The following is a 19,989-nucleotide window of genomic DNA, read 5'->3' on the forward strand; positions in this document are numbered from 1 at the left end:
GGCGCTGCGGGCGCCATCCCATGAGTGTTGGTGAAGCGCGGGCGCCCTTACATCTTGAACCGCAGACCGACGCGGAATGCGCGGCCGACCTGATCGAACAAGGGCGATGCCTGATCCGGGAAGGGCGGTGCGACATTGAAGATGTTGTTCAGGCGAATGAACATCTCCCGGCTCCGATCGGCATCCCGCGAGACATCGACCGTGAACGTCGCGTTGGTGTAGAAGGTGTTCTTCGTATCGTTGAAGTTGATGCTGTTCAGCGTGCCAGTCCCGACAACGAAATCATTGTCGATCTTGCCGCCCTGCAGCCAGCGCAGGTCCAGCGTGCTCGTCAGGCGGCCCAGTTCATGCGTAACGAGGCCGGACACGCGCCAGTGCGGCGTCACATATTCGCCCGCCCGTTCTTCCGTGCTGGCGGTGGACACGGCCGTGGTGGCCAATGTGTCCAGATATGTCCCCAGCAGGCGGATGGAGAGCGAGCCGGCGCCCTGACCGAAGATGTTCTCCAGCGAGGAGCGATAGGCGGCTTCGAAGTCGACACCCTTGGTCTTCAGGCGATCCAGATTCTCGAAGCGGACCGTCACACCGGTGATGTCGCCGGCCGGGGCACCGCCAGCGGTCGTGACGAGACCGCAGAAGTCGGAAATGCCGTCAACATAGCAGCGCTCAAGCACCTCGTTCGCCGAGATCGTCCCGATCACGCCCTTGATGTCGATATCGTAATAATCGACCGAGAGACGCAGGCCGTCCAGCCAGCGGGGCTGATAGACGATGCCCGCCGTGAGCGTATCGGCCTTTTCAGGATCGAGATTGGGGTTGCCCAGAGATGCGACCTCGACAGTGTAATTGGTCGACCGGCGCGGATCGCGAATGTTCTGGCGCGCCACCGTCGTCGGCGCGAACAGCTCGGCAAAATTGCCGGCCCGGATGTCGCGGGACCGCGTGGCGCGAAGCCGCAGTTCGCTCGACAATTCCCACGTGCCGCCGACCTTCCAGGTCGTGACGCCGCCCGATGTGCTGTAGTCCGTGTAGCGCGCGGCGAGGTTGAGATCGAACGAGCGAATGAACGGCAGATCCTTCAATAGCGGGATCGCCAGTTCGCCGAACACTTCCTTCACATTATAGCTGCCGGAGATCGGCTGGCGCGCGCCGCTTTGCCACTGGCCGGCCTGCGAAATGGCGTCCACCGTCGCATCGATCGACTCTTCGCGATACTCCGCGCCGAACGCGGCGTTGATCGGGCCGGCCCAGCCTTCAAACAGCGCGCCATTGGCGCTGAACGCCGCCACTTGCTGCTTGGTGATGAGGTCGAAGCGCGACGTGCCGGTGATGTAGGCAATGGCTTCCTGCGAGGGCGATCCAAAGCCGAAGAGATTGAGCGGTGCGCACGCCGGGTCGTCATTGAGCGGATTGGCATCGGCATTCACGCGACAAACGATGTTGCTGCCGGAGCGCACGGCGTCGATCGCCTTGCGATAATTGATCATGTTGATCTGGCCGACATACTCCTGGACGAAGTGATTGCGGCCATATTGGTAATAAGCATCGAACGACCAGTCCCCGAGCGTGCCTTCCACGCCGACGACGCCGCGATAGACCGACGGCGAGCCGACATGTCCACGCACGGCGCCCAGGCCCTGCTCGCGCAGAGAGCGACCGAAGTTGAAGCAGGTCACGCCGGCGGCAAGCGCACGCGTGCGGAAGTCGTCGCTCAGATAGGGGTTGGTGATCGGCACCAGCACATTGCCGGTCTGCCCGCCGGGAATGGTGGTCGCCGAACAAGTGGGGTTGCCGGTGACGGAGCCCTGCTGACGCGGCTCGGCGAAATAGCCATTGGTGATCGACCGCGCGAAGCTGCCTTCCGCGAACAGAGTGAGGTTGTCGACCACCTCATAGGAGACGCGGGCCATCGCCGAATAGCGCTCGACCGGCTGCTGGAGGTTGCCGCCCGGATTGATGATTTCCGTATAGTTGCTCGTGCCGCCGATCATCCGGTTACCGAAGACTTCGCCATAACCGAACTGGCCGGTCTGCTGCCCCGGCAGGAAGGTCGTGCCACGCAGCGGGCCGCTGGTGATCAGGCCACCTTCCCACAGGTCGGTGCGGCGCACGTCGTCCGCGTAGATGGTCGCAGGCAGGCCATTTTGCGCATAAGCCGAGTTGCCGGCGACGCCACGGCTCACCCAGGGACGCGGGCGATAGGGCGTCTGGCCGATGCCCTCATTCTTGGAATATTCGCCGCCGATCAGAATATGGCCGCGCCCGCCGCCAAAGCTGGTTCCGGCCGCCAGCCCGGCCAGCACGTTCTGGGCATCGCCATATTGCGAAATGCCGCTCTGAACCGTGCCCTCGACGCCTTGGAGTTTGGACTTGAGAATGAGGTTGATCACGCCAGACACGGCGTCCGACCCCCAGGACGCCGAGGCGCCGCCAGTGACGACTTCCGTGCGTTCAATGAGAATGGCCGGGATGACGCCGAGGTCGACCGTGCCCTCCGGCGCGGTCGCGACATGGCGGCGGCCATCGACCAGCACCAGCGTGCGCTGCGCGCCGATATTGCGCAGATCGGCAACCACCGTCGCGGATGACAAGGCCCGCGCAACGCCGTTGCCGGTCGTCGAAAAGGCCGGGATGAGGCGGAGCGCGTCATCGACCCGCGTCGGCGCTACGGACTGAATTTGCGCGGTGCTGATGACCGAGGTCGGCGTCGGCGCCGTGAAGCCGCTCGCCTGAATGCGTGAGCCGGTGACGACGATGTCCTGGTCGGCCGCTGCGCCGGCGCCGGACGAGGGCGCCCCGGCGCCGTCTGGCTGCGCGCTCGTAACCTGGGCCGTCGCCGGCTCGGCGGCATCGTCGCTCACCTGCGCCAAGGCGCCGCTGAGGGGGCACAGCATTGCCGCAATGCAAACGCCCAAATGGAACCGCGAACGGGCTGCGCTGATAGCTTTCATCTGATCCTCTCCCTGCTCAAGCTCTTATTGCGCATCGCCAGAACGAAGACCCGAACCAGCGGAGCTGGGTTCGACACGATTCCCGTCGGGGCTGAGCGCGATAGGATCTGCGGTACGCGCGAGAGGGCCAGATCAGAAGGCCATGTAGCTTTGGCGGTGCATTCTCGATTCGAGAATGCTCAAAGGCGCGTCGGCGTCCCGGCGCGGTCACCGCGAGCAAAAACATCTTCGTGAAGCGAGCGGCCCGCCGTTTCCGGCATGAAGCGCAAGGCAACCAGCCCGACCAGACAGGCCAGCATCATATAGAAGGCCGGCATCAGCTCGTTCCCGGTCAGCGTGATCAGGCCGCTGCCGATGGCCGGCGCCGTGCCACCGAAGATGGAGGTGGACACATTATAGGCGATGGCGAAGCCGGCAAAGCGCGCGGCGGTCGGGAACAGCGCGGGGAATGTCGCCGAAATCGTCGCCAGCTGGGGCACATAGAGGAGGCCGAGGAGCACGAATGCAATCGTGGCGCCGAGGAAGCCTGTGCCCATGAGCAGATAAAGCGGCACAACACAGACCGGCAGGCCGATGAGCGAGAAGCGCCACATCGGCTTGCGCCCGATCCGGTCCGAGAGCGACCCGGCAAAGGGCAGGAACAGCATCATGAACAGCATGCCGACAATCGGGACGATCAGCGCATGTTGCGCGGTGAGGCCGATGCGCCGCTCGAGATAGGTCGGCATGTAGCTGAGCAGCGTATAGTTGACGACATTGAGCGCCACGACCAGTCCGCCCACGACCAGCATCGGGCGCCAGTGGCTGTGCATGAGCTGGCGGAGCGAAACCGAAGGCCGCGCTTCGCTCTCATGAGCGCGGAAAACCGGCGTGTCCTCCATGCGCGAGCGCAAATACATGCCGACCAGCCCCATCGGCCCCGCCACAAGGAACGGAATGCGCCAGCCCCATTCATACATTTGCGCCTCCCCGAGCAGCATCGAGAAGCTGAGCATGAGGATCGCGCCGAAGGAGAAGCCCGCCAGCGTGCCGAATTCGAGAAAGCTGCCGTAAAAGCCGCGCCTTTTGTCCGGCGCATATTCGGCCATGAAGGTCGCCGCGCCGCCATATTCGCCGCCGGTCGAGAAACCCTGCACCATCCGCAGCAGGATGAGCAGCGCGGGCGCCCAGAGGCCGATGCTGGCATAGGACGGGATGAGCCCGACCGCGAGCGTGGCGCCCGACATCAGCAGAATGGTGAATGCGAGCACCGACTTGCGCCCCAGCCGGTCACCCAGCGGTCCCCAGAACAGCCCGCCGAGCGGACGCACCAGAAAGGAGATGGCGAAGGTCGCGAGCGCGAACAGCACCGCATCATCCAGATCGCCCGGGAAGAGCGCAGCCGAGATATAGGTCACCCCATAGGCGTAGATGCCGTAATCGAACCATTCGGTGGCGTTGCCCAATGCCGAGGCCGCGATCGCGCGGCGCAGCGTGGCAGTCTCGACCGGCTGGTCGGGGGAGGCTGATAGCGAGGGAGCGGTCATTCGGTGTGTCCGTCGACAGTGTTGGGGTCCAGCAGCGAGGCCATGGGGGTGGTGCGCGGGACGATCTGGAAATCCTGCTGGTCGGGCGCCGGCACAGGCGGCGTCGATGCCTGCCGCCAGAGGCCGAAAGCGAGCGTCAGGCCCGCGCACAGCGCGATGAAGAAGAACAGGCCGCCCACGGGCGCCGCGCTCATCAGCAGCGCCGCACCCAGCGGACCGGCGGCAGCGCCGGCCGAGTAGAGCAGCACCAGCCGCCCGCTCGCCGCGACGCGCTCGGCCGCCAGCAACCGGTCGTTGCAGTGCGCCACGCAGAGCGGATACAGCGCAAAGCTCAGCCCACCGAACAAGGCGCCGAGCACCAGCAGGTCCAGCCCGCGCGATGCCAGCGTGGCGAGCATCAGGCTGACGACCAGCGTCGCGGTGAAGCAGCCGACGATGACGCGCCGCCGGTCCAGCCGGTCGGACAGGCGGCCCAGCGGCCATTGCAGGGCCACGCCGCCGAGGATCACGATCATCATGAACGTGGCCGTCGCGCTCAGGTCCAGCCCCAGCCGCCGTACATGGACTGCTGCCATGCCGTAAAAGGCGCCGAGCATCAGGCCGGTCGCCACCGCACCGACCGTGCCCAGCGGCGAGGCTGCGTAGAGTCCTCGTATCGTGAAGGCCTCTGCATCGACCGGCGCCGGCGCGCTGCTGCGGGTAAGACAGAGGGGAATGATCGCCAGCGAAATGAGAATGGATGCGAGCAGAAACGGCGCGGCCGGCAGCGTGCCACTGGCGCCGAGCAGCAATTGCCCAACTGCCTGCCCGAGATAGAGCGCGACCATATAGGCAGCGAGGATGCTGCCGCGCGTCTCCATCTCCGCCCGGTCGTTGAGCCAGCTTTCGAGGCAGATGAAGACCCCGGCGACGCACAGGCCGTCGATCAGGCGCAGGCCTGCCCAGAATGGCGCGGACTGGATCAGAGCATAAGAGAGGGTGCTCGCCGAAAGCAGCGAGACGAACACCGCAAAGGCGCGGATATGCCCCACCCGCCGAACGATCTCGCCGGCCCGCAGCGCGCCGACGACCAGCCCGGCGAAATAGGCCGTGGCCACCACGCCGATCACGATCGTGCCCGCCCCGGCCCGCTCCAGCCGCAGGCTGATCAGCGTCGACAAAAAGCCACTGCCCGCCATCAGCATGAAGATGGCGAGCAGGAGGCTGCGGACGGGCTGGATCGCGGCGAGCATCAGGGATGGAGCAGCGCGCGGATCACGCCGCGCGCCGGTCCTCCGTCATGGCCGCGTCATCCTCCACCAAGGCGCGGTGGAGGGCGCCGACGGCCGTCTCATAATCCTCGACAGCGACGATGAACTGCACATCGACATTGCGAATCTGGTGCTGCATCGCGATGATCGGCACGCCTTCATCCGCGAGCGCGCGCAAGGCATCGGCCAGTAGCCCCGCCCGCGAGATGTCGCTGCCGATCACCGAAACGATCGCCACCGGCTGGGCGGAGATCGCGGCATCGGGGTAGCGTCCCTGCAGATCCGCGATCACGCGCTTCACCGTCGGGGCGTCCGTCGAGAGATAATGGGTGATCGTGTTGGCGTTGGAGGCCTTGCTGACGATCCACGCGCCATGGCGGGTCAGCGCCTCGAGGATCGCGGCGTCATAGCCCTTCACCCCGACCATATCCTGCTCGAAGAACTGCAGGGCCTGCGCCTGGCGCACGCCGGTCACGATTTCAACGCGCGGCGTATCGGAGACATATTTGCCGCAGATGAGCGTGCCGCCATCCTCCCGGTCGAAGGTATTGCGCACGCGCAGCGGAATCTCGGTCTGGCGCAAGCCCCGCCCGGCGCCGGGGTGAATGGCCTCCATGCCCAGATTGGCGAGCTGATCGGCCACGTCATAATTGGTGCGGCCGATCTTGCGGGCCTTGTCCGTCCCGACGAGGCGCGGGTCGGCGCTCGAAAGGTGGAATTCCTTGTGGATCACCGCCTCGCGCGCCTTGGTCAGCACCGCGATGCGCGAGAAAGTCATCTCCGAATAGCCGCGGGCATACAGCCGCACCATGCCCTCGCTGCACCCGGCATAGCCGGTCACGATCGGCAGCGTGTTGCTGAGATCGATGGACGCGAACGCCTGCAGAATGCGCTCGTCCAGTTCGCGCATGTCCTGCTGGTCCCACAAGGTGAGATCGACGAACGCGGCGTTGACGCCCCGGTCGCGCAGCAGCAGCGCCGTCGAATGCGCGCTGTGCGCCTCGCCAAGGCCCGCCAGCAGTTCGCGCACTGTTACCAGTTGCTCCTTGAGACAGAAGCGGCCGTGGCTGCGCAGCCGCGCCAGATCATCGAGGCAAGCGGCGACGGTGGCGATCCGCATCTCGACAAAGGCATCCGCTTCGGCGATGCTTTCTTCGCGCACGAACATCCCGGCGTTGCGCGTCTTCATCGCGTCGCGCACCGCGTTCATGGCGTGGCGCCAGCCATCGGCATCGTCATCCGCGACAAAGCGGGCATAAACCCCCGGCTCGCCGCTCTTCTTGTGCTCCAGCAGCAGGTCGGTCATGCCGGCATAGGCCGAGACGACGAAGATGCGGTTGTAGAGATCGGCGCCCTTGCGGCCGGCGATCAGCACATTGTCGAACAAAGTCGTCGTGGCGGCCATGGATGTACCGCCGATCTTTTCCACACTATGGCTCATGCCAGCGCCTCCTCCATCAACGGTCCCTTCACAGGCGTGATCGCCTGCGGCTCGCCTCGCGCGGCAATGAAGGCCGGGCGCGGCGTCTCGACACCGAACGGCGCGACCAGTCGGTTGCAGACGGCATTGTAGACCAGAAAGGCATTGGCGCGCGGGAAGGGCGTGATGTTGCCGTTCGACCCGTGCATGATGTTGCAGTCGAAAATCACCACGGACCCCGGCTTGCCGGTCGGCGCGACGATGCCGAACGTGTCGGCCAGCTCGGCGAGATTGTCCTCGTCCGGCACGCCATATTCCTGCTTCTTGAGAGACTGGCGATAATGGTCCTGCGGCGTTTCACCGACGCAGGTGAGGAACTGGCGATGCGATCCGGGGATCAGCATCAGCGGGCCATTATGCGGCGTGTTTTCGGCCAGCAGCACGGACATGGACAGGGCGCGCATGCGCGGCATCCCGTCTTCCACATGCCACGTCTCGAAATCGCTGTGCCAGTAGAATTCCTTGCCGCGAAAACCGGGCTTATAGTTGAGCCGGGACTGGTGGATGTACACCTCGTCGCCCAGCAGGAAGCGGGCGACCTCGGCCAGGCGCGCATCGGCGGCCAGCCGCCCGAGCACCGGGCTTTGCGCGTGGATGCGGAAGATGGAGCGGATCTCGCGGCTGCCCGGCTCGCTGATCACCGTTTCGTCTTCCAGCGCATCGGGATCGGCCAGCAGCTTGCCGGCGTGGCGCTGGAGGAACGCGACTTCCTCGTCGGAAAACAGGTCTTCCAGCACCAGATAGCCGTCGCGGTCGAAGCGCTCGGCCTGTGCGCGGCTGATGGGTGCGTCCTCGCTCCAGTCGCTGTGAACGACGGGGTCGCGGCGCGGCGAAAAGGCCGCCACGCTATCGTGGCGGGATGGGTAGAGGTCTTGCATGCTTCTCCCCCTTCTAATGGTTGAAAGGTAGTTCAGTCGGCGAGCGCGGGCTCGCGCGGGGCACTGGTGTCGGCGGGATAGGCGCCATGTTCGTCATGGACTTCCTGGCCCGTCACCGGCGGATTGAAGGTGCACGCGCACAATATGTCCGTCTCCGGGCGCACGATGTGCCGGTCATGGTCGTTGAGGGCGTACATGACGCCGGGCGAGAGCTTGTGCGTGATGCCCGTGCCCAGATCCTCGATGGTGCCGGTGCCCTTGAGGACCAGCACCGCCTCCAGATGGTTCTGGTAATGCATGTGCAGTTCCTCACCCGCGTGCATGGTGGTGACGTGGAAGGAAAAGCCCATATCGTCGTCCTTGAGCAGGAGGCGTGCGCTCTCCCAGCCCTTGGACTTCACGTTGCGGTCCGTCTTGCGGATGTCCTGCAGCTTGCGAACGATCATATTGCGTATCTCCTCTTACTCTGCGGCGACGCCATAAGGGACGCTGAGCGCGGACCCGATGCTCTCCTCGAGAATGTCGAGGCCGGCCGACAGCACGTCGTCCTCGATCACGAGAGGCGCGAGCACCTTCACGATCTCGTCATGTGCACCGCTGGTTTCGATGATGAGCCCCTGCGCAAAGCAGGCGGCGGTGATGGTTTCGGCGACCTCGCCGGATCCGACATCGATGCCGCGCATCATGCCGCGGCCGCGGGTGGAGAGGCCATGCTCGGCGGCCATCGCTTCCAGCCGCCGCTCCAGCAGCGCGCCGCGACGGGCGATGTCCTGCTGGAATGTGTCGTCGCTCCAGAAATGGCGAAGCGCGGCGGTGGCGGTCACGAAGGCATGGTTGTTGCCCCGGAAGGTGCCATTATGCTCGCCCGGCGACCATTGATCGAGCGCGGGGCTGAACAAAGTGAGCGCAAAGGGCAGTCCCATGCCGGAGAGCGACTTCGCCATCGTCACGATGTCCGGCGTGAAGCCCATGCCCTCGAAGCTGAAGAAGTTGCCGGTGCGGCCGCAGCCCGCCTGAATATCGTCGATAATCAGCAGCGCGCCGTGGCGCTTGGCGATCGCGGCGATCTTGCGGAGCCATTCCGCTGACGCGACATTGAGCCCACCTTCGCCCTGCACCGTCTCGACCAGAATGGCAGCCGGCGCATCGAGGCCGCTGGACGGATCGGAGAGGCGGCGTTCCAGCAGCTCGGCCGTGTCGACGTCCGGCCCATGATAGCCATCATAGGGCTCATGCGCGACATGACTTAGCGGCACGCCGGCGCCACCGCGCTTGGCGGCATTGCCGGTGCAGGCCAGCGCGCCCAGCGTCATGCCATGGAAGCCGTTGGTGAACGCGATCACCATCTCGCGACCGGTGATCTTGCGGGCGAGCTTGATCGCCGCCTCGACCGCATTGGTGCCGGTCGGCCCGGTGAACATGGCCCGATAATCCAGTCCGCGCGGGCGCAGAATGACCTCTTCCAGCGCAGCGAGAAAATCCGCCTTCGCATCGGTGTGCAGGTCGAGGCCGTGGGTGATGCCGTCGCTGGCGACATAATCGACCAGCGCGCTTTTGAGCACCGGATGATTATGGCCGTAGTTGAGCGTCGAGCAGCCCGACAGGAAGTCGAGATAGCGGCCACCCTGATTGTCGTGCATCCAGACGCCCTGCGCGCGGTTGAACTGACGCGGCATGGAGCGCGCATAGCTGCGCACGCCGGATTCCCGCCGCTCATAAATGGCGGTGTCGGGTTTGCGGGCCGTGGGATGGGGCAAGATGTTGGCGGTCATGCTGTCAGCGTTCCTTCTTCTGTTGCGGCTGCCAGATGAGGCAGCGGGCCGAGGCGCGCCTGCCACTCGGTGGCGTGCGCTCCGGCAAAATGTGGCTCGCGCTCAAAGCGCGGGGTCTTCTCGATGGGGACGTTCCACCGCCGCGCCAGTCCTTCGAACAGCGCCCAGGATGCGCGGTTATCCTGCGTGATCGTGGTCGTGAGGTGAGTCACGCCATGCTGCTGCGGGCGCGCCAGCAAGGACTCGATCATCCGGCCTGCGAGGCCATGGCCCCGCATGGAGGCGGCGATGGCCACCTGCCAGACGAACAACGTCTCGGGCGATTGCGGCACGCGATAGCCGGACACCCAGCCCACCAGTGCGCCATCGCATTCCGCGACGGCACAGCTGTCGGCGAAATCAGTGCATTGCAGGAGGTTGCAATAGGCGGAATTCGCATCCAGCGGCGGCGATGCGGCAATCAGGGCACTGACGGCAGGCCCGTCCGTGGCAGCGGGCTTTCGAAGCGAGATAGATCGCCCCTCGCGATCTAAAAAGTGCGCAGAAGCCCTTGGCGGCTCAAGAGCCGCTGTAGCTTGTCGATCAAAGATTGTTTATCTCCCGAATTATCTTTTCTGAGACGCGACGCTGCGCAGAGCGTCGTTCGGCGCCATATATGGCACTTATCTCGCTCACTTCAACCGGAAGAGGCGAATTTTAGTTCATCTGATAAAGCATATGCCCGCCCGCTCCCGTCGTTCCGGCGAATTGGCGTGGGACGCGCCTTGCGCTATCGACACGGCATGAGCCTCGATATTGCTTCGTCCACTTTGCGCGCCTTGCGACGGATTCTCCGCGCCACGGAGATCGGCAGCCGCCAGCTCGCCACGGCCACGGGCCTCACCCCCTCGCAACTGCTGGTGCTGCGGGAAATCGCCGCCGCCTCCTCCGCCACGCCAAGCGCAATTGCCCAATCGCTGCAGTTCAGCCAGGCCACCATCACGGCGATCGTAGACCGCCTTGTCGCCTTGGGCTTTGTCCAGCGGGAGCGCAGCGAACGCGACAAGCGGCAGTTCCATCTGCATGTTCTGGCGGCGGGAGAAACCGCCCTTTCAGAAGCGCCCGATCCCCTTCAGGCGACCTTCACCGAGCGCTTTTCAGCCCTGCCCGTCTGGGAACAGGCGATGGTCCTCGCCGCGACCGAGCGCCTCGCCATGTTGATGGACGCCGAACATATCGACGCAGCCCCTTTGCTCGACAGCGGCCCGATCGACAGGGCGCGGCCGCATTCATCCTGAGCGCTGATCCCGGCGCTTACAGAGCCTGCCGGACTTCCGTCATGGCGCGGGCGATGGCCGCCTTCAGCTCACCCTGCGAGAAAGGCTTGCCCAGCTTGAGGACGTTGAGGCCGCTATCCGTCGGCACCTCGCCATAGCCCGTGGCGAGGATGATCGGCAGGCGGATGTCCTCGGCCATCAGCTGCATAGCAAGCTGCACGCCGGTCATGTTCGGCATGGCCTGATCGGTGACAAGCAGGTCGATGCCCGGATTGTCCCGCAAGATCTTGAGAGCATCGGCCGCGCAATCGGCTTCCCACACCTGATGGCCGAGATCTTCCAGGAACGCCGCCGTGTTCATCAGGATGAGCGGATCATCGTCCACGGCGAGAATTTTGAGCGGGCGAACCGTGCCGTCCGCAGACAGCGCGGGCTCCGCCTCCCGTGCCGGCCGGTTGGCGTCGTCGCTGGAGACGGGGAACCAGAGCGCCGCCGTCGTCCCGATGCCGGGTGCGCTCGTCAGGGTAAAGGTGCCTCCGAGCTGGCGCACAAGGCCATGGATCATCGACAGGCCAAGGCCCGTCCCCTTGCCAACGCCCTTGGTGGTGAAGAATGGCTCGGTCGCCCGCGCCAGCGTCTCGGCATCCATCCCCGTGCCCTGGTCTATGACCAGAATGCGCACATAGCTGCCCGGCGCCAGTTCGGCCGATTCGCCCGGCGCAATCCGCTTGGTATCCGTCTCGATCCGGATCGTGCCGCCATCGGGTGAGGCATCGCGCGCGTTCACCAGCAGGTTGAGCAGCGCCATCTCGATCTGGTTGGGGTCGGCGACGATGAAGGGGCCGTCCGCAACGCCGTGAAATTCGAGCGGCCAGAGCGGCCCCAGCGTCCGCTGCGCCAGTTCCTTGAGCCCGTCGAGCAGCGAGGAGACGTTGACCGGTTCGGGCGAGAGGTCCTGCCGCCGCGCAAAGGCCAGCATGCGCTGGGTCAGGGCTGCGCCGCGCTCGGCGCCCTGCTGGGCATTGTCGAGGAGCCGCTTCGACATGGGGTCATCGGGGATCCGCTTGCCGAGCAGCGAGAGGCTGCTCATGATGGCCATCAGCAAGTTGTTGAAATCATGCGCGACGCCGCCGGTCAGCTGGCCGATGGCTTCCATCTTCTGGCTCTGCCGCAGCGCATCTCGCGCCGCTTCGAGCTCCGCATTGCGGGCCTTGGTTTCGCTCAGGTCACGGCCGACCGCGACGAAGTTCACGCCATCGGGCTCCGGCGCGACGGTCCACTCGATATGCTTCCAGCCGCCATCGCGCGTCGCAATGCGGTTCTCGAACCGCGTGGGCTCCCCGGTTTGGGCCATGCGCTCAATGGCTTCCAGCGTGGGCGGCATGTCTTCGGGATGCATGAATGTCGCGTAACCGCGAGTGAGCAGCTCGGCTTCCGTCCAGCCCAGAACCTGCGTCCAGGCGGGGCTCACGGCTGACATCATGCCGGTGAAATCGGCGCGCGCGAGCATGTCCTGCGACAAGGTCCACAGGCGGTCCCGCTCCGAGCGCGCGCGCTCCACAGCGACCTTCACGCGTTCGCCCACCTCCTGAACGAGCGTTTCTTCCTCCGCCGTCCAGACCCGCGGCGTGGCATTCTGGACCGCGAGCAGGCCCACCCACTGCTTCTCCTCGAACAGCACCACGTCCACGAAGGCGCCGACCTCGCGGGCGCCAAGGCCGGCCTTTGCCTCGGCGCTCAGGCGCGCGTCGGCCTGCACATCGCGCACCACCACGGGCGTGCCGACGCGATAGGCGTTCAGCAGATCCGGGCCGAAGGCTTCGAGCGAATGTTCGCCAACAATCGACCCGACACCGCGATGATGATCGCGCTCGACCGTCATTCGGCCGTTCGTGATTTCCGCGTAGAACACCCGGCTGGCCGAAAGATACGCGCCAAGGCGCTCCGCTGTCAGGGCGATGATGTCGGCGGGCGTGGTCAGAGGACGCAACGCGTCGGACAGCGACATCAGGAATGCGGTCTTGCGCTCAGCCGCGACGCGTTCGGTCGTTTCGGCGAGAATGCAGATGACGCCCGCCGGTTGGCCCTCCTCATCGAGCACCGGCGAATAATCGAGGTCCATCCACACCTGCTCGGGCCGGCCGTGGCGGTGCAGCGTTAATTCCTGGTCGCGATAATGGAGCGTCTTGCCGGCCAGGCCGACCTTCATGACATTGTCATTGAAGTCAGCGACCTCGCCCCATCCTTCCCGGACATTGGAGCCCAGAAGCTCGGGGTGGCGCCCGCCCGCGAAGCCGGAATAGGCGTCATTGTAAAGCATGACGCCCTCCTCGCCCCACAACATCACGATCGGCACCTGCGAGCGAAGCAGCAGCGAAACGGCGCATTTGAGACACGGCGCCCAGTCTTCGATCGGGCCGAGCGGCGTGGCGCTCCAGTCCCTGTCCCGGATCAACGCAGCGCATTCGCCCCCGCCAGCCAGGAAGGCAAGGTCGCCAGAGGCCAGATGCTGAGCGCGCGCAGGCATATTCTGGAGCATTCGTATCGAGATCCTATCGAGGGCCGCCCGCGAGATTTTGCCACCTTCGCCGATACGCCAAGGTCTGACGGTTTATCTCACCACCTACGGTCGCGAAATGCCATTTTGTACAGAGTTTGCTCAGCGCGTTCACCCAAAGACTAGCCTGTGCCCGCTCTGAAACAGGAACAGGCTACAAACAGCAGAAATCTCGGGCCGTCTTGGAATGCAGAGGAGCCAAAAATGGCGGGCGCTGCGGCGTCATCCGACTCAGATGAGCCTGGACGGGAGGAAGTCTTCAGGGCGTACGCCCCACCCAGACTCAGTCCGCGTCGATCATGAACAGCGTGTTTTCCCGATATTTCGGGTCCATCCGGTCGAACAGCGGGTGGACATCGAACGTGGTCTCAAGAACGTCCAGCTCGCTCAGGCCCGCCAGATTGTAGCTGCCGACCTTCGGTTCGCGCGGCTCGGCGCCGTCGCGGGTGATGGTGATGGCATCGATGAAGTAGCTGTCATTGCGCTTGTAGAGCACATGCGGCGCGAGCACGAGCGCCAGCTTGTTGTAGCGGGCGGAAAGACAGCGACGCAGCGCGATCGCTTCAAAGATGCGACTATTGTCCATGGCCGGGCCATTGGCCGGTTTGTCGCCGATTATCAAGGCCCATGGCGTGTTTTGCCCGGCGGGCGCGTGGCGCGCCGTACAGCCCGCGCACCGTGCGCGCCTTCACGATGCGCAAAGGCGGCGGCGCGCATCCTCATATTCCGCGGCGAATCGCGCGATGAGTGTAGCGGCCGGCACCACGCCGGTGACCGCGCCAATGCCCTGGCCTGCGCCCCAAATGTCCTTCCACGCCTTGGCGCCTGTCGCTGCAGCGAAGTCCATCGCCGAGGGATCGCTGGCGGGCAGCGCATCCGGGTCCAGCCCCTGTGCGAGGATGGACGCGCGCAGATAATTGCCGGAGACGCCGGTGAAGTAATCCGAATAGACGATGTCCGCCGCCTGCCCGTCCACGATGCCTTGCTTGTAGGCCGCGCTGGCCCGCGCTTCCTGCGTGGCGATGAAGGCCGAGCCGATATAGGCAAAGTCCGCGCCCATCGCCTGCGCGGCAGCGATGCCGCTGCCGGTGGCGATGGCACCGGAAAGGGCGATTGGCCCGTCGAACCACGCCCGCGTCTCCGCCACCAGCGCGAAGGGCGACTGGCTGCCGGCATGGCCACCCGCGCCCGCCGCCACCAGGATCAGGCCGTCCGCGCCCTTTTCGACCGCCTTGTGAGCGAAGCGCTGATTGATGACGTCATGGAAGACGAGGCCGCCCCAGGCCTTCACCGCTGCATTCACCTCCTCATTGGCGCCCAGCGACGTGATGATCAGCGGCACCTTGAAGCGGGCGCAGATCGCAAGATCATCCATCAGGCGCGGATTGGAGCGATGAACGATGAGGTTGACGGCAAAGGGCGCGGCCGGCGCCTCGGGATGGGCAGCATCATGCGCCGCGAGTTCGGTGACGATGCGCTCCAGCCAGTCCTCGAGCCGGTCCGGCGCGCGCGCATTCAACGAGGGCATGGCACCGATGATGCCCGCCTTGCACTGCGCGATCACCAGATCGGGATTGGAGATGATGAACAGCGGCGCGCCGATGACAGGCAGGCGCAAACCACGGCGAAGGCTCTCGGAAACGGACACCAGTTTCTCCTCTCCCGCCCGGCCTGACATGGCGGCCCGCACCCGTCAATGCCGACGAAAATCGCATCGTTACCGTTTCATTTACCATCTGCAAGTTACCGCTAGGGCAGGGCCAATCGAGGCCAAGGGGGTAAGCGGCATGGGGCAGACAAGAACGATGCGGGCAGGCCTGACATGGGCCGCGCCGGATGTGACGAGCTTACTGGCGCGGCTGCTCGGTCGCACGAGTCGCGCGCAGGCATCGGCTCAGGGCCAGGCTGCACCCTCCGCGTGGAGCCCATGGCCGGCGCCTCGCCTTCGTATGAACGACGACCTGCCCGCCACTCCGGATGTGGCGGAGACAGCGCCGACGCCGCGCCGCCCGGCCCTCATGCTCGTCACCGAGACCAACGCGCTGCCCGCATGGGCGTCGTTCAGCGCGGTCATGCCGGCGCCACTTAGCGATCTGGAGGTCAGCGCGCTGGCCGCTGCGCACTGGCCCCGCGCCCGCCCGATAAGCGATGATGCAGCCATCCGCGTCGCCAGCGAGGCGACGGAGGAGGACTCCGCCGCGATGCAGGCCGCGCTGAGCGAGGCGCTCGCCCGCCTGCGCGCGCTGACCATCCAGTCCCGCCACTGACAAAGCGGCACCGCACGCCGTCACCAATCCTCAATCGTGAGGACCGCCAGCACCATCTCCACCCCGCCATCCTGCGCATCCATCACGGAATCGACCGCCAGATCGACGACGATGTGATGGACGAGGGCGATCTCGGCGTCCGGCAACTCTTTGGTCAGCGCCGTCGCCTTGTCCCACGCTTCCGGACCGGGAAGGTGCAGCACGATCCGATGCTGCGCGCCGACGAACGTCGCGCTGCACCAGGGGCGCTGTCCGCCATCCTCCACAGCACAATCTTGGCCTGCCAGCGCCTGCAAAGCAGCCAGCAGACGGCCGTGCCAATCGCGCCGCGTGCTGCGAGCTGGGGCGGCCTTGCGAGGCAACGAGCTGGCCGGAGCCGAAGAACGGGCCGGCATGGATCTCGACAGCGCTCTCATTGCCCACCCTCTTCATAAATGTTCATGAAATGTTCTACGCGGCGCCGCGTGCGTTCGGAGGGTTCACGCCCCCGGCGCAGATCATGCACGAAACGGGGATCGCGCACGCATTCGCGACCGAAACGGGTTGCCGCCATGCCTGTACGGCGCAGGAACAACTCTATGGATCTCAGGACCGTCATCGCCAACCGAACCTCCTCACTGGACTCGACAATAGGAAGACCCCTAGGTTCTAAAGTTATTTCCTACTTGTCTAGGAAAATTCCTATGTTAGTGTTCCGCAATGGACAGCGTCGATGCGAGAGCCAATCTGGAGCGGCTGATTCAGGAGCGTGGGGAAAGCTATGGCAGCATTTCCCGCCTGCTCGGTCGCAATCCGGCCTATATTCAGCAGTTCGTGAAGCGCGGCTCGCCCCGCAAGCTGGACGAGGCCGATCGCCAGCTGCTCGCCCGCTTCTTTGGCGTCGAGGAGGCGCTGCTCGGCGGCTCTTCAGCGCTGGCGCCCCCCCCGATGAGACACAGCGCCCCCCTGCCGCGCGGTCTCATCGCGGTTCCCCGCCTCGCTCTCGGCGCCTCTGCCGGCGTCGGCGCGCTGGTCGAGGACGAGGCGGCAGCCGGCGCGCTGGCCTTCGACATGCGCTGGCTGAGAGCCCTGGGCGGCCAGCCCGACCAGCTCTCCATCATCCGCGTCGATGGCGAATCGATGGCCCCCACGCTCAGCGATGGCGACGACATCATGGTCGATCGGGCCGACGGCATCGATCGGCTGCGCGATGGCATTTACGTGCTGCGCATGGATGATGTGCTGATGGTCAAGCGCGTCGCGCTCGCGCCCCGCCGCGGGCTCTTCTCGATCCGCAGTGACAATCCGCTCTACCCCACATGGGAGGATGTCGACCCCGCCCTCGTCAATATCGTCGGTCGCGTGATCTGGGCCGGGCGCCGGGTGGGCTGATCGCCTCGCCGGCTATCCGGGGCGACCACGGCGCGCCAGCCGGCACGGCCTGATTTCGCTCGGCTCGACACGGCGTTCGCCGGGCTCGAAACGCGCCAGATAGCCGCCCGCCGCTGTCCGGCCTTCCATGCCGACGAAGCGGAAGCCGATCGCCTCGAACTCGCAGCGCAGCAGCGCCGGCGGCGTGCCATGATGCTCGGTCGGGCGGTCGATATCGACCACCACCACCTGCCCGCCGGGCTTGAGCGCCGGATAGAGCCGCCAGAGAAAGGCGTAGGGCTCGGCAATCTCATGATACATGTGCACCATCAGCACCCGGTCGAAGCTGTGCTCCGGCAGGCGCGGATCGTCCGGCGTGCCGAGCTTGACGCTGACATTGTCCCGATTCTCGCGGGTCACCCGCTGGCCCAGCTGGTCGATCACCTCGGCGATGATGTCCTGCCCGAGCACGCGGCCCCTCGGCCCCACGCGTGTGGCGAGCCGCACGGTGTAGTATCCCTCACCCGCGCCAATGTCGGCCACGGTCATGCCCGGCGCGATGCCGGCGCGGTCCATGATTTCCTCGGCCTCGTTGACCCGGTCGCGCGCCTCTTCCGTGGACCAGCGCGTCGAGATGATCGGTGCCACCGGCCGGTCAGCGCGGGGGAAGGCTTCGGCCGTGTCGGGCCGGCCACTGGACGCCGGCGCGAGCGAATCGCAGCCCGAGAGCAAGGCAGGGCCAAGCAGCAGGACCAGCGCGGCTGAGCGCCGCGCATCCCGCCCGCGCAGCATCAGTCGACATCCTCGACGTCGACCTTCTCCCCGGTCACCTTCTGGCTGAGCGCGGCCGCCATGAACGGATCGAGCGCGCCGTCCAGCACGTCATCCGGCGCGGTGGAGGTGACGCCGGTGCGCAGATCCTTCACCAGCTGATAGGGCTGCAGCACATAGGAGCGGATCTGGTGGCCCCAGCCGATCTCGGTCTTGGCCTGATAATCGGTGTTGGCTTCCGCCTCGCGCTTCTGCAGCTCCGCCTCATAGAGGCGCGCCTTGAGCATGTTCATCGCGGTAGCGCGGTTCTTGTGCTGGGAGCGGTCGTTCTGGCTCGCCACGATGATGCCGGACGGCACGTGGGTGATGCGGACCGCGGAATCGGTGGTGTTGACGTGCTGACCGCCCGCACCGGACGCGCGATAGGTATCGATCTTGAGGTCGCTTTCCTTGATCTCGATCTCGATATTGTCGTCGATCACCGGATAGACCCACACCGAGCTGAACGAGGTGTGGCGCCGGGCGGAGCTATCATAGGGGCTGATCCGCACCAGCCGGTGAACGCCGCTCTCGGTCTTGGCATAGCCATAGGCATTCTCGCCCTTGAGCAGCAGCGTCGCGGACTTGATGCCTGCCTGTTCGCCCGCCTGATATTCGATCATCTCGACCTTGTAGCCGCGCTTCTCCGCCCAGCGCTGGTACATGCGCAGCAGCATCTCCGCCCAGTCCTGGCTCTCGGTGCCCCCGGCGCCGGCGTGGATTTCCAGATAGGTGTCGTTGCCGTCCGCCTCGCCGGAGAGCAGCGCCGTCACCTTGTCGCGGTCGGCCCGCTCAGCCAGCGCGGCGAGGCCGGCGATGCCCTCATTGGCCATCTCCTCGTCGCCCTCGGCATCCGCCATGTCGATCAGCTCGACGGTATCGTTCATCTCGGATTCGATGGCGCGGGTGGCGTTGATGGCTGCGTCGAGCCGCTGGCGCTCGCGCATGACATCCTGCGCCGCCTTGGGATCATCCCACAGCGTCGGATCCTCCACGCGGGCGTTCAGCTCATCCAGGCGGCGCAGCGCGCGATCCCAGTCGAGGAACCGGCGCAGCAAATCCAGCGCTGCCTGAATGTGGTCGACATGGGCCTGCGCTTCGGCACGCATGAGAAATCTCCGTCAAGTCCGTGGCCAGATGGTGGGCCGAATGCAGCCCGATGCGACGCCGCTTCCCCCCGGTCAAGGGGCGAGAAGGCCGGCCTTGGCACAGCGGGCGGAAAGTTGCTCTCAGAGCAACGATTGATCGGGCGGATCGGATGCAGCGGAATCGCCCTGCCGCGCGCGGCTGCGCTGCCGCCAACGATGGGCCACCCAGCCGCGCCAGCCGAGGTGGACGAGGCAAAAGCCCAGGATCGATGCCACAATGGCGAACAGCAGAAGCCCCAGCGCGGTGGGCGCCGCAAAATCCAGCGCGCGCGCGCCGATCGAGCGAATCATCGTGTCGCCGCTTGCCGAGAGACGGTCGCCCAGCACGCCATGCCCCAGCTTGTACGCCGCGAAATAAATGGGCGGGAAGGTAAGCGGGTTGGTGACCAGCGTTGCGCACGCGGCGGTCAATATGTTGGCCCGTGCGGAAAATGCCAGCATGGCCGCAACTGGCGTCTGCCCGAAGGGAATCAGGAAGCCTGCGAACAGACCCAGCGCGACCCCGCGTGCTGTCGACCGCCGGTTGAAGTGCCAGAGCAGCGGGTGCGCGATGCGGTGCGCGAACGGCTTCATCCACCGATTCGACAGCAGGCTTTCGCGGGTCGGCAGGCGGCCGATCAACCAGCGCTTCAAGACGGGTCCTCCATGACAGGCGACCTGTCTAACCCATCAAGGCTGAGCATCGCGTGAACGCGGCGCACGAGGACGGGACAAGTAACGGGCCAGACACGCGATATAGGTCGC

At 65.5% G+C, this 19,989-nt stretch carries 19 protein-coding genes; 3 read left to right on the forward strand and 16 right to left on the reverse strand.

Going from position 1 to position 19,989, the window contains the following annotated elements:
• Window positions 1-47: 47 nt before the first annotated feature.
• From M2334_RS16175 to ectA, 8 genes are all read right to left on the reverse strand, one after another.
• Window positions 48-2,951 carry a TonB-dependent receptor plug domain-containing protein gene (locus M2334_RS16175; RefSeq protein WP_264605969.1) on the reverse strand — a complete coding sequence of 968 codons (2,904 nt, stop codon included), beginning with the start codon at window positions 2,949-2,951 and terminating at the stop codon, window positions 48-50.
• A gap of 179 nt (window positions 2,952-3,130) precedes the next feature.
• Complete coding sequence (locus tag M2334_RS16180; protein ID WP_264605970.1) at window positions 3,131-4,477, reverse strand: MFS transporter; 1,347 nt, start codon at window positions 4,475-4,477, stop codon at window positions 3,131-3,133.
• Window positions 4,474-5,709, reverse strand: a complete 1,236-nt coding sequence (locus M2334_RS16185) for an MFS transporter (RefSeq protein ID WP_181560829.1) — start codon at window positions 5,707-5,709, stop codon at window positions 4,474-4,476. The genes M2334_RS16180 and M2334_RS16185 overlap by 4 nt, the downstream gene beginning before the upstream one ends.
• Window positions 5,710-5,731: 22 nt before the next feature.
• A complete protein-coding gene (locus M2334_RS16190) occupies window positions 5,732-7,168 on the reverse strand; it encodes an aspartate kinase (protein WP_264605971.1) in 1,437 nt (478 codons plus the stop codon).
• Window positions 7,165-8,085, reverse strand: a complete 921-nt coding sequence (thpD, locus tag M2334_RS16195; protein WP_264593406.1) for an ectoine hydroxylase — start codon at window positions 8,083-8,085, stop codon at window positions 7,165-7,167. The genes M2334_RS16190 and thpD overlap by 4 nt, the downstream gene beginning before the upstream one ends.
• 32 nt (window positions 8,086-8,117) lie before the next feature.
• The gene (locus tag M2334_RS16200) at window positions 8,118-8,531 is read right to left on the reverse strand and encodes an ectoine synthase (protein ID WP_264593407.1); all 414 of its coding nucleotides are present in this window, start codon (window positions 8,529-8,531) and stop codon (window positions 8,118-8,120) included.
• Window positions 8,532-8,546: 15 nt separating this feature from the next.
• Entirely contained in the window at window positions 8,547-9,857 is a 1,311-nt protein-coding gene (gene ectB, locus M2334_RS16205; protein WP_264577895.1) for a diaminobutyrate--2-oxoglutarate transaminase, read from the reverse strand.
• Entirely contained in the window at window positions 9,854-10,369 is a 516-nt protein-coding gene (gene ectA, locus M2334_RS16210; RefSeq protein WP_264606104.1) for a diaminobutyrate acetyltransferase, read from the reverse strand. Before ectA ends, ectB begins: the two co-directional genes overlap by 4 nt.
• Before the next feature lie 270 nt (window positions 10,370-10,639).
• On the opposite strand from ectA, the gene M2334_RS16215 reads away from it, so the two are divergent.
• Entirely contained in the window at window positions 10,640-11,134 is a 495-nt protein-coding gene (locus M2334_RS16215; RefSeq protein WP_264595324.1) for a MarR family winged helix-turn-helix transcriptional regulator, read from the forward strand.
• A 16-nt stretch (window positions 11,135-11,150) separates the two neighbouring features.
• Here the strand turns inward: M2334_RS16215 and M2334_RS16220 are convergent, their stop codons facing one another.
• From M2334_RS16220 to M2334_RS16230, 3 genes are all read right to left on the reverse strand, one after another.
• Entirely contained in the window at window positions 11,151-13,640 is a 2,490-nt protein-coding gene (locus tag M2334_RS16220; protein ID WP_264605972.1) for a PAS domain S-box protein, read from the reverse strand.
• Between the two features lie 313 nt (window positions 13,641-13,953).
• Window positions 13,954-14,256, reverse strand: coding sequence for a hypothetical protein (locus tag M2334_RS16225; protein ID WP_181560836.1), 303 nt, complete (start codon window positions 14,254-14,256; stop codon window positions 13,954-13,956).
• A gap of 102 nt (window positions 14,257-14,358) precedes the next feature.
• On the reverse strand, window positions 14,359-15,318 hold the full coding sequence (locus tag M2334_RS16230) for an NAD(P)H-dependent flavin oxidoreductase (protein WP_264605973.1): 960 nt from the start codon (window positions 15,316-15,318) through the stop codon (window positions 14,359-14,361).
• A gap of 139 nt (window positions 15,319-15,457) precedes the next feature.
• Here M2334_RS16230 and M2334_RS16235 point away from each other — a divergent pair, with 139 nt between their 5' ends.
• A complete protein-coding gene (locus tag M2334_RS16235; protein WP_264605974.1) occupies window positions 15,458-15,937 on the forward strand; it encodes a hypothetical protein in 480 nt (159 codons plus the stop codon).
• Between the two features lie 20 nt (window positions 15,938-15,957).
• On the opposite strand, the gene M2334_RS16240 is transcribed toward M2334_RS16235, so the two are convergent.
• Together M2334_RS16240 and M2334_RS16245 are read right to left on the reverse strand one after the other, a co-directional pair.
• Complete coding sequence (locus tag M2334_RS16240; RefSeq protein WP_264605975.1) at window positions 15,958-16,353, reverse strand: hypothetical protein; 396 nt, start codon at window positions 16,351-16,353, stop codon at window positions 15,958-15,960.
• Window positions 16,350-16,535, reverse strand: a complete 186-nt coding sequence (locus M2334_RS16245) for a hypothetical protein (RefSeq protein WP_264606105.1) — start codon at window positions 16,533-16,535, stop codon at window positions 16,350-16,352. Before M2334_RS16245 ends, M2334_RS16240 begins: the two co-directional genes overlap by 4 nt.
• A 101-nt stretch (window positions 16,536-16,636) precedes the next feature.
• Between M2334_RS16245 and M2334_RS16250 the strand changes: the two genes are divergently transcribed.
• Complete coding sequence (locus tag M2334_RS16250; RefSeq protein ID WP_264605976.1) at window positions 16,637-17,308, forward strand: helix-turn-helix transcriptional regulator; 672 nt, start codon at window positions 16,637-16,639, stop codon at window positions 17,306-17,308.
• A gap of 12 nt (window positions 17,309-17,320) precedes the next feature.
• On the opposite strand, the gene M2334_RS16255 is transcribed toward M2334_RS16250, so the two are convergent.
• From M2334_RS16255 to M2334_RS16265, 3 genes are all read right to left on the reverse strand, one after another.
• Window positions 17,321-18,079 (reverse strand): class I SAM-dependent methyltransferase, encoded by a 759-nt coding sequence (locus tag M2334_RS16255; protein WP_264571472.1) that lies wholly within the window; start codon window positions 18,077-18,079, stop codon window positions 17,321-17,323.
• Complete coding sequence (prfB, locus tag M2334_RS16260; RefSeq protein ID WP_181560842.1) at window positions 18,079-19,206, reverse strand: peptide chain release factor 2; 1,128 nt, start codon at window positions 19,204-19,206, stop codon at window positions 18,079-18,081. The genes M2334_RS16255 and prfB overlap by 1 nt, the downstream gene beginning before the upstream one ends.
• A 120-nt stretch (window positions 19,207-19,326) precedes the next feature.
• The gene (locus tag M2334_RS16265) at window positions 19,327-19,878 is read right to left on the reverse strand and encodes a DUF2062 domain-containing protein (RefSeq protein WP_264576843.1); all 552 of its coding nucleotides are present in this window, start codon (window positions 19,876-19,878) and stop codon (window positions 19,327-19,329) included.
• Window positions 19,879-19,989 lie beyond the last annotated feature (111 nt).

Origin of the sequence: Sphingobium sp. B11D3D, from assembly GCF_025961755.1 — a bacterium.
Classification (GTDB): domain Bacteria; phylum Pseudomonadota; class Alphaproteobacteria; order Sphingomonadales; family Sphingomonadaceae; genus Sphingobium.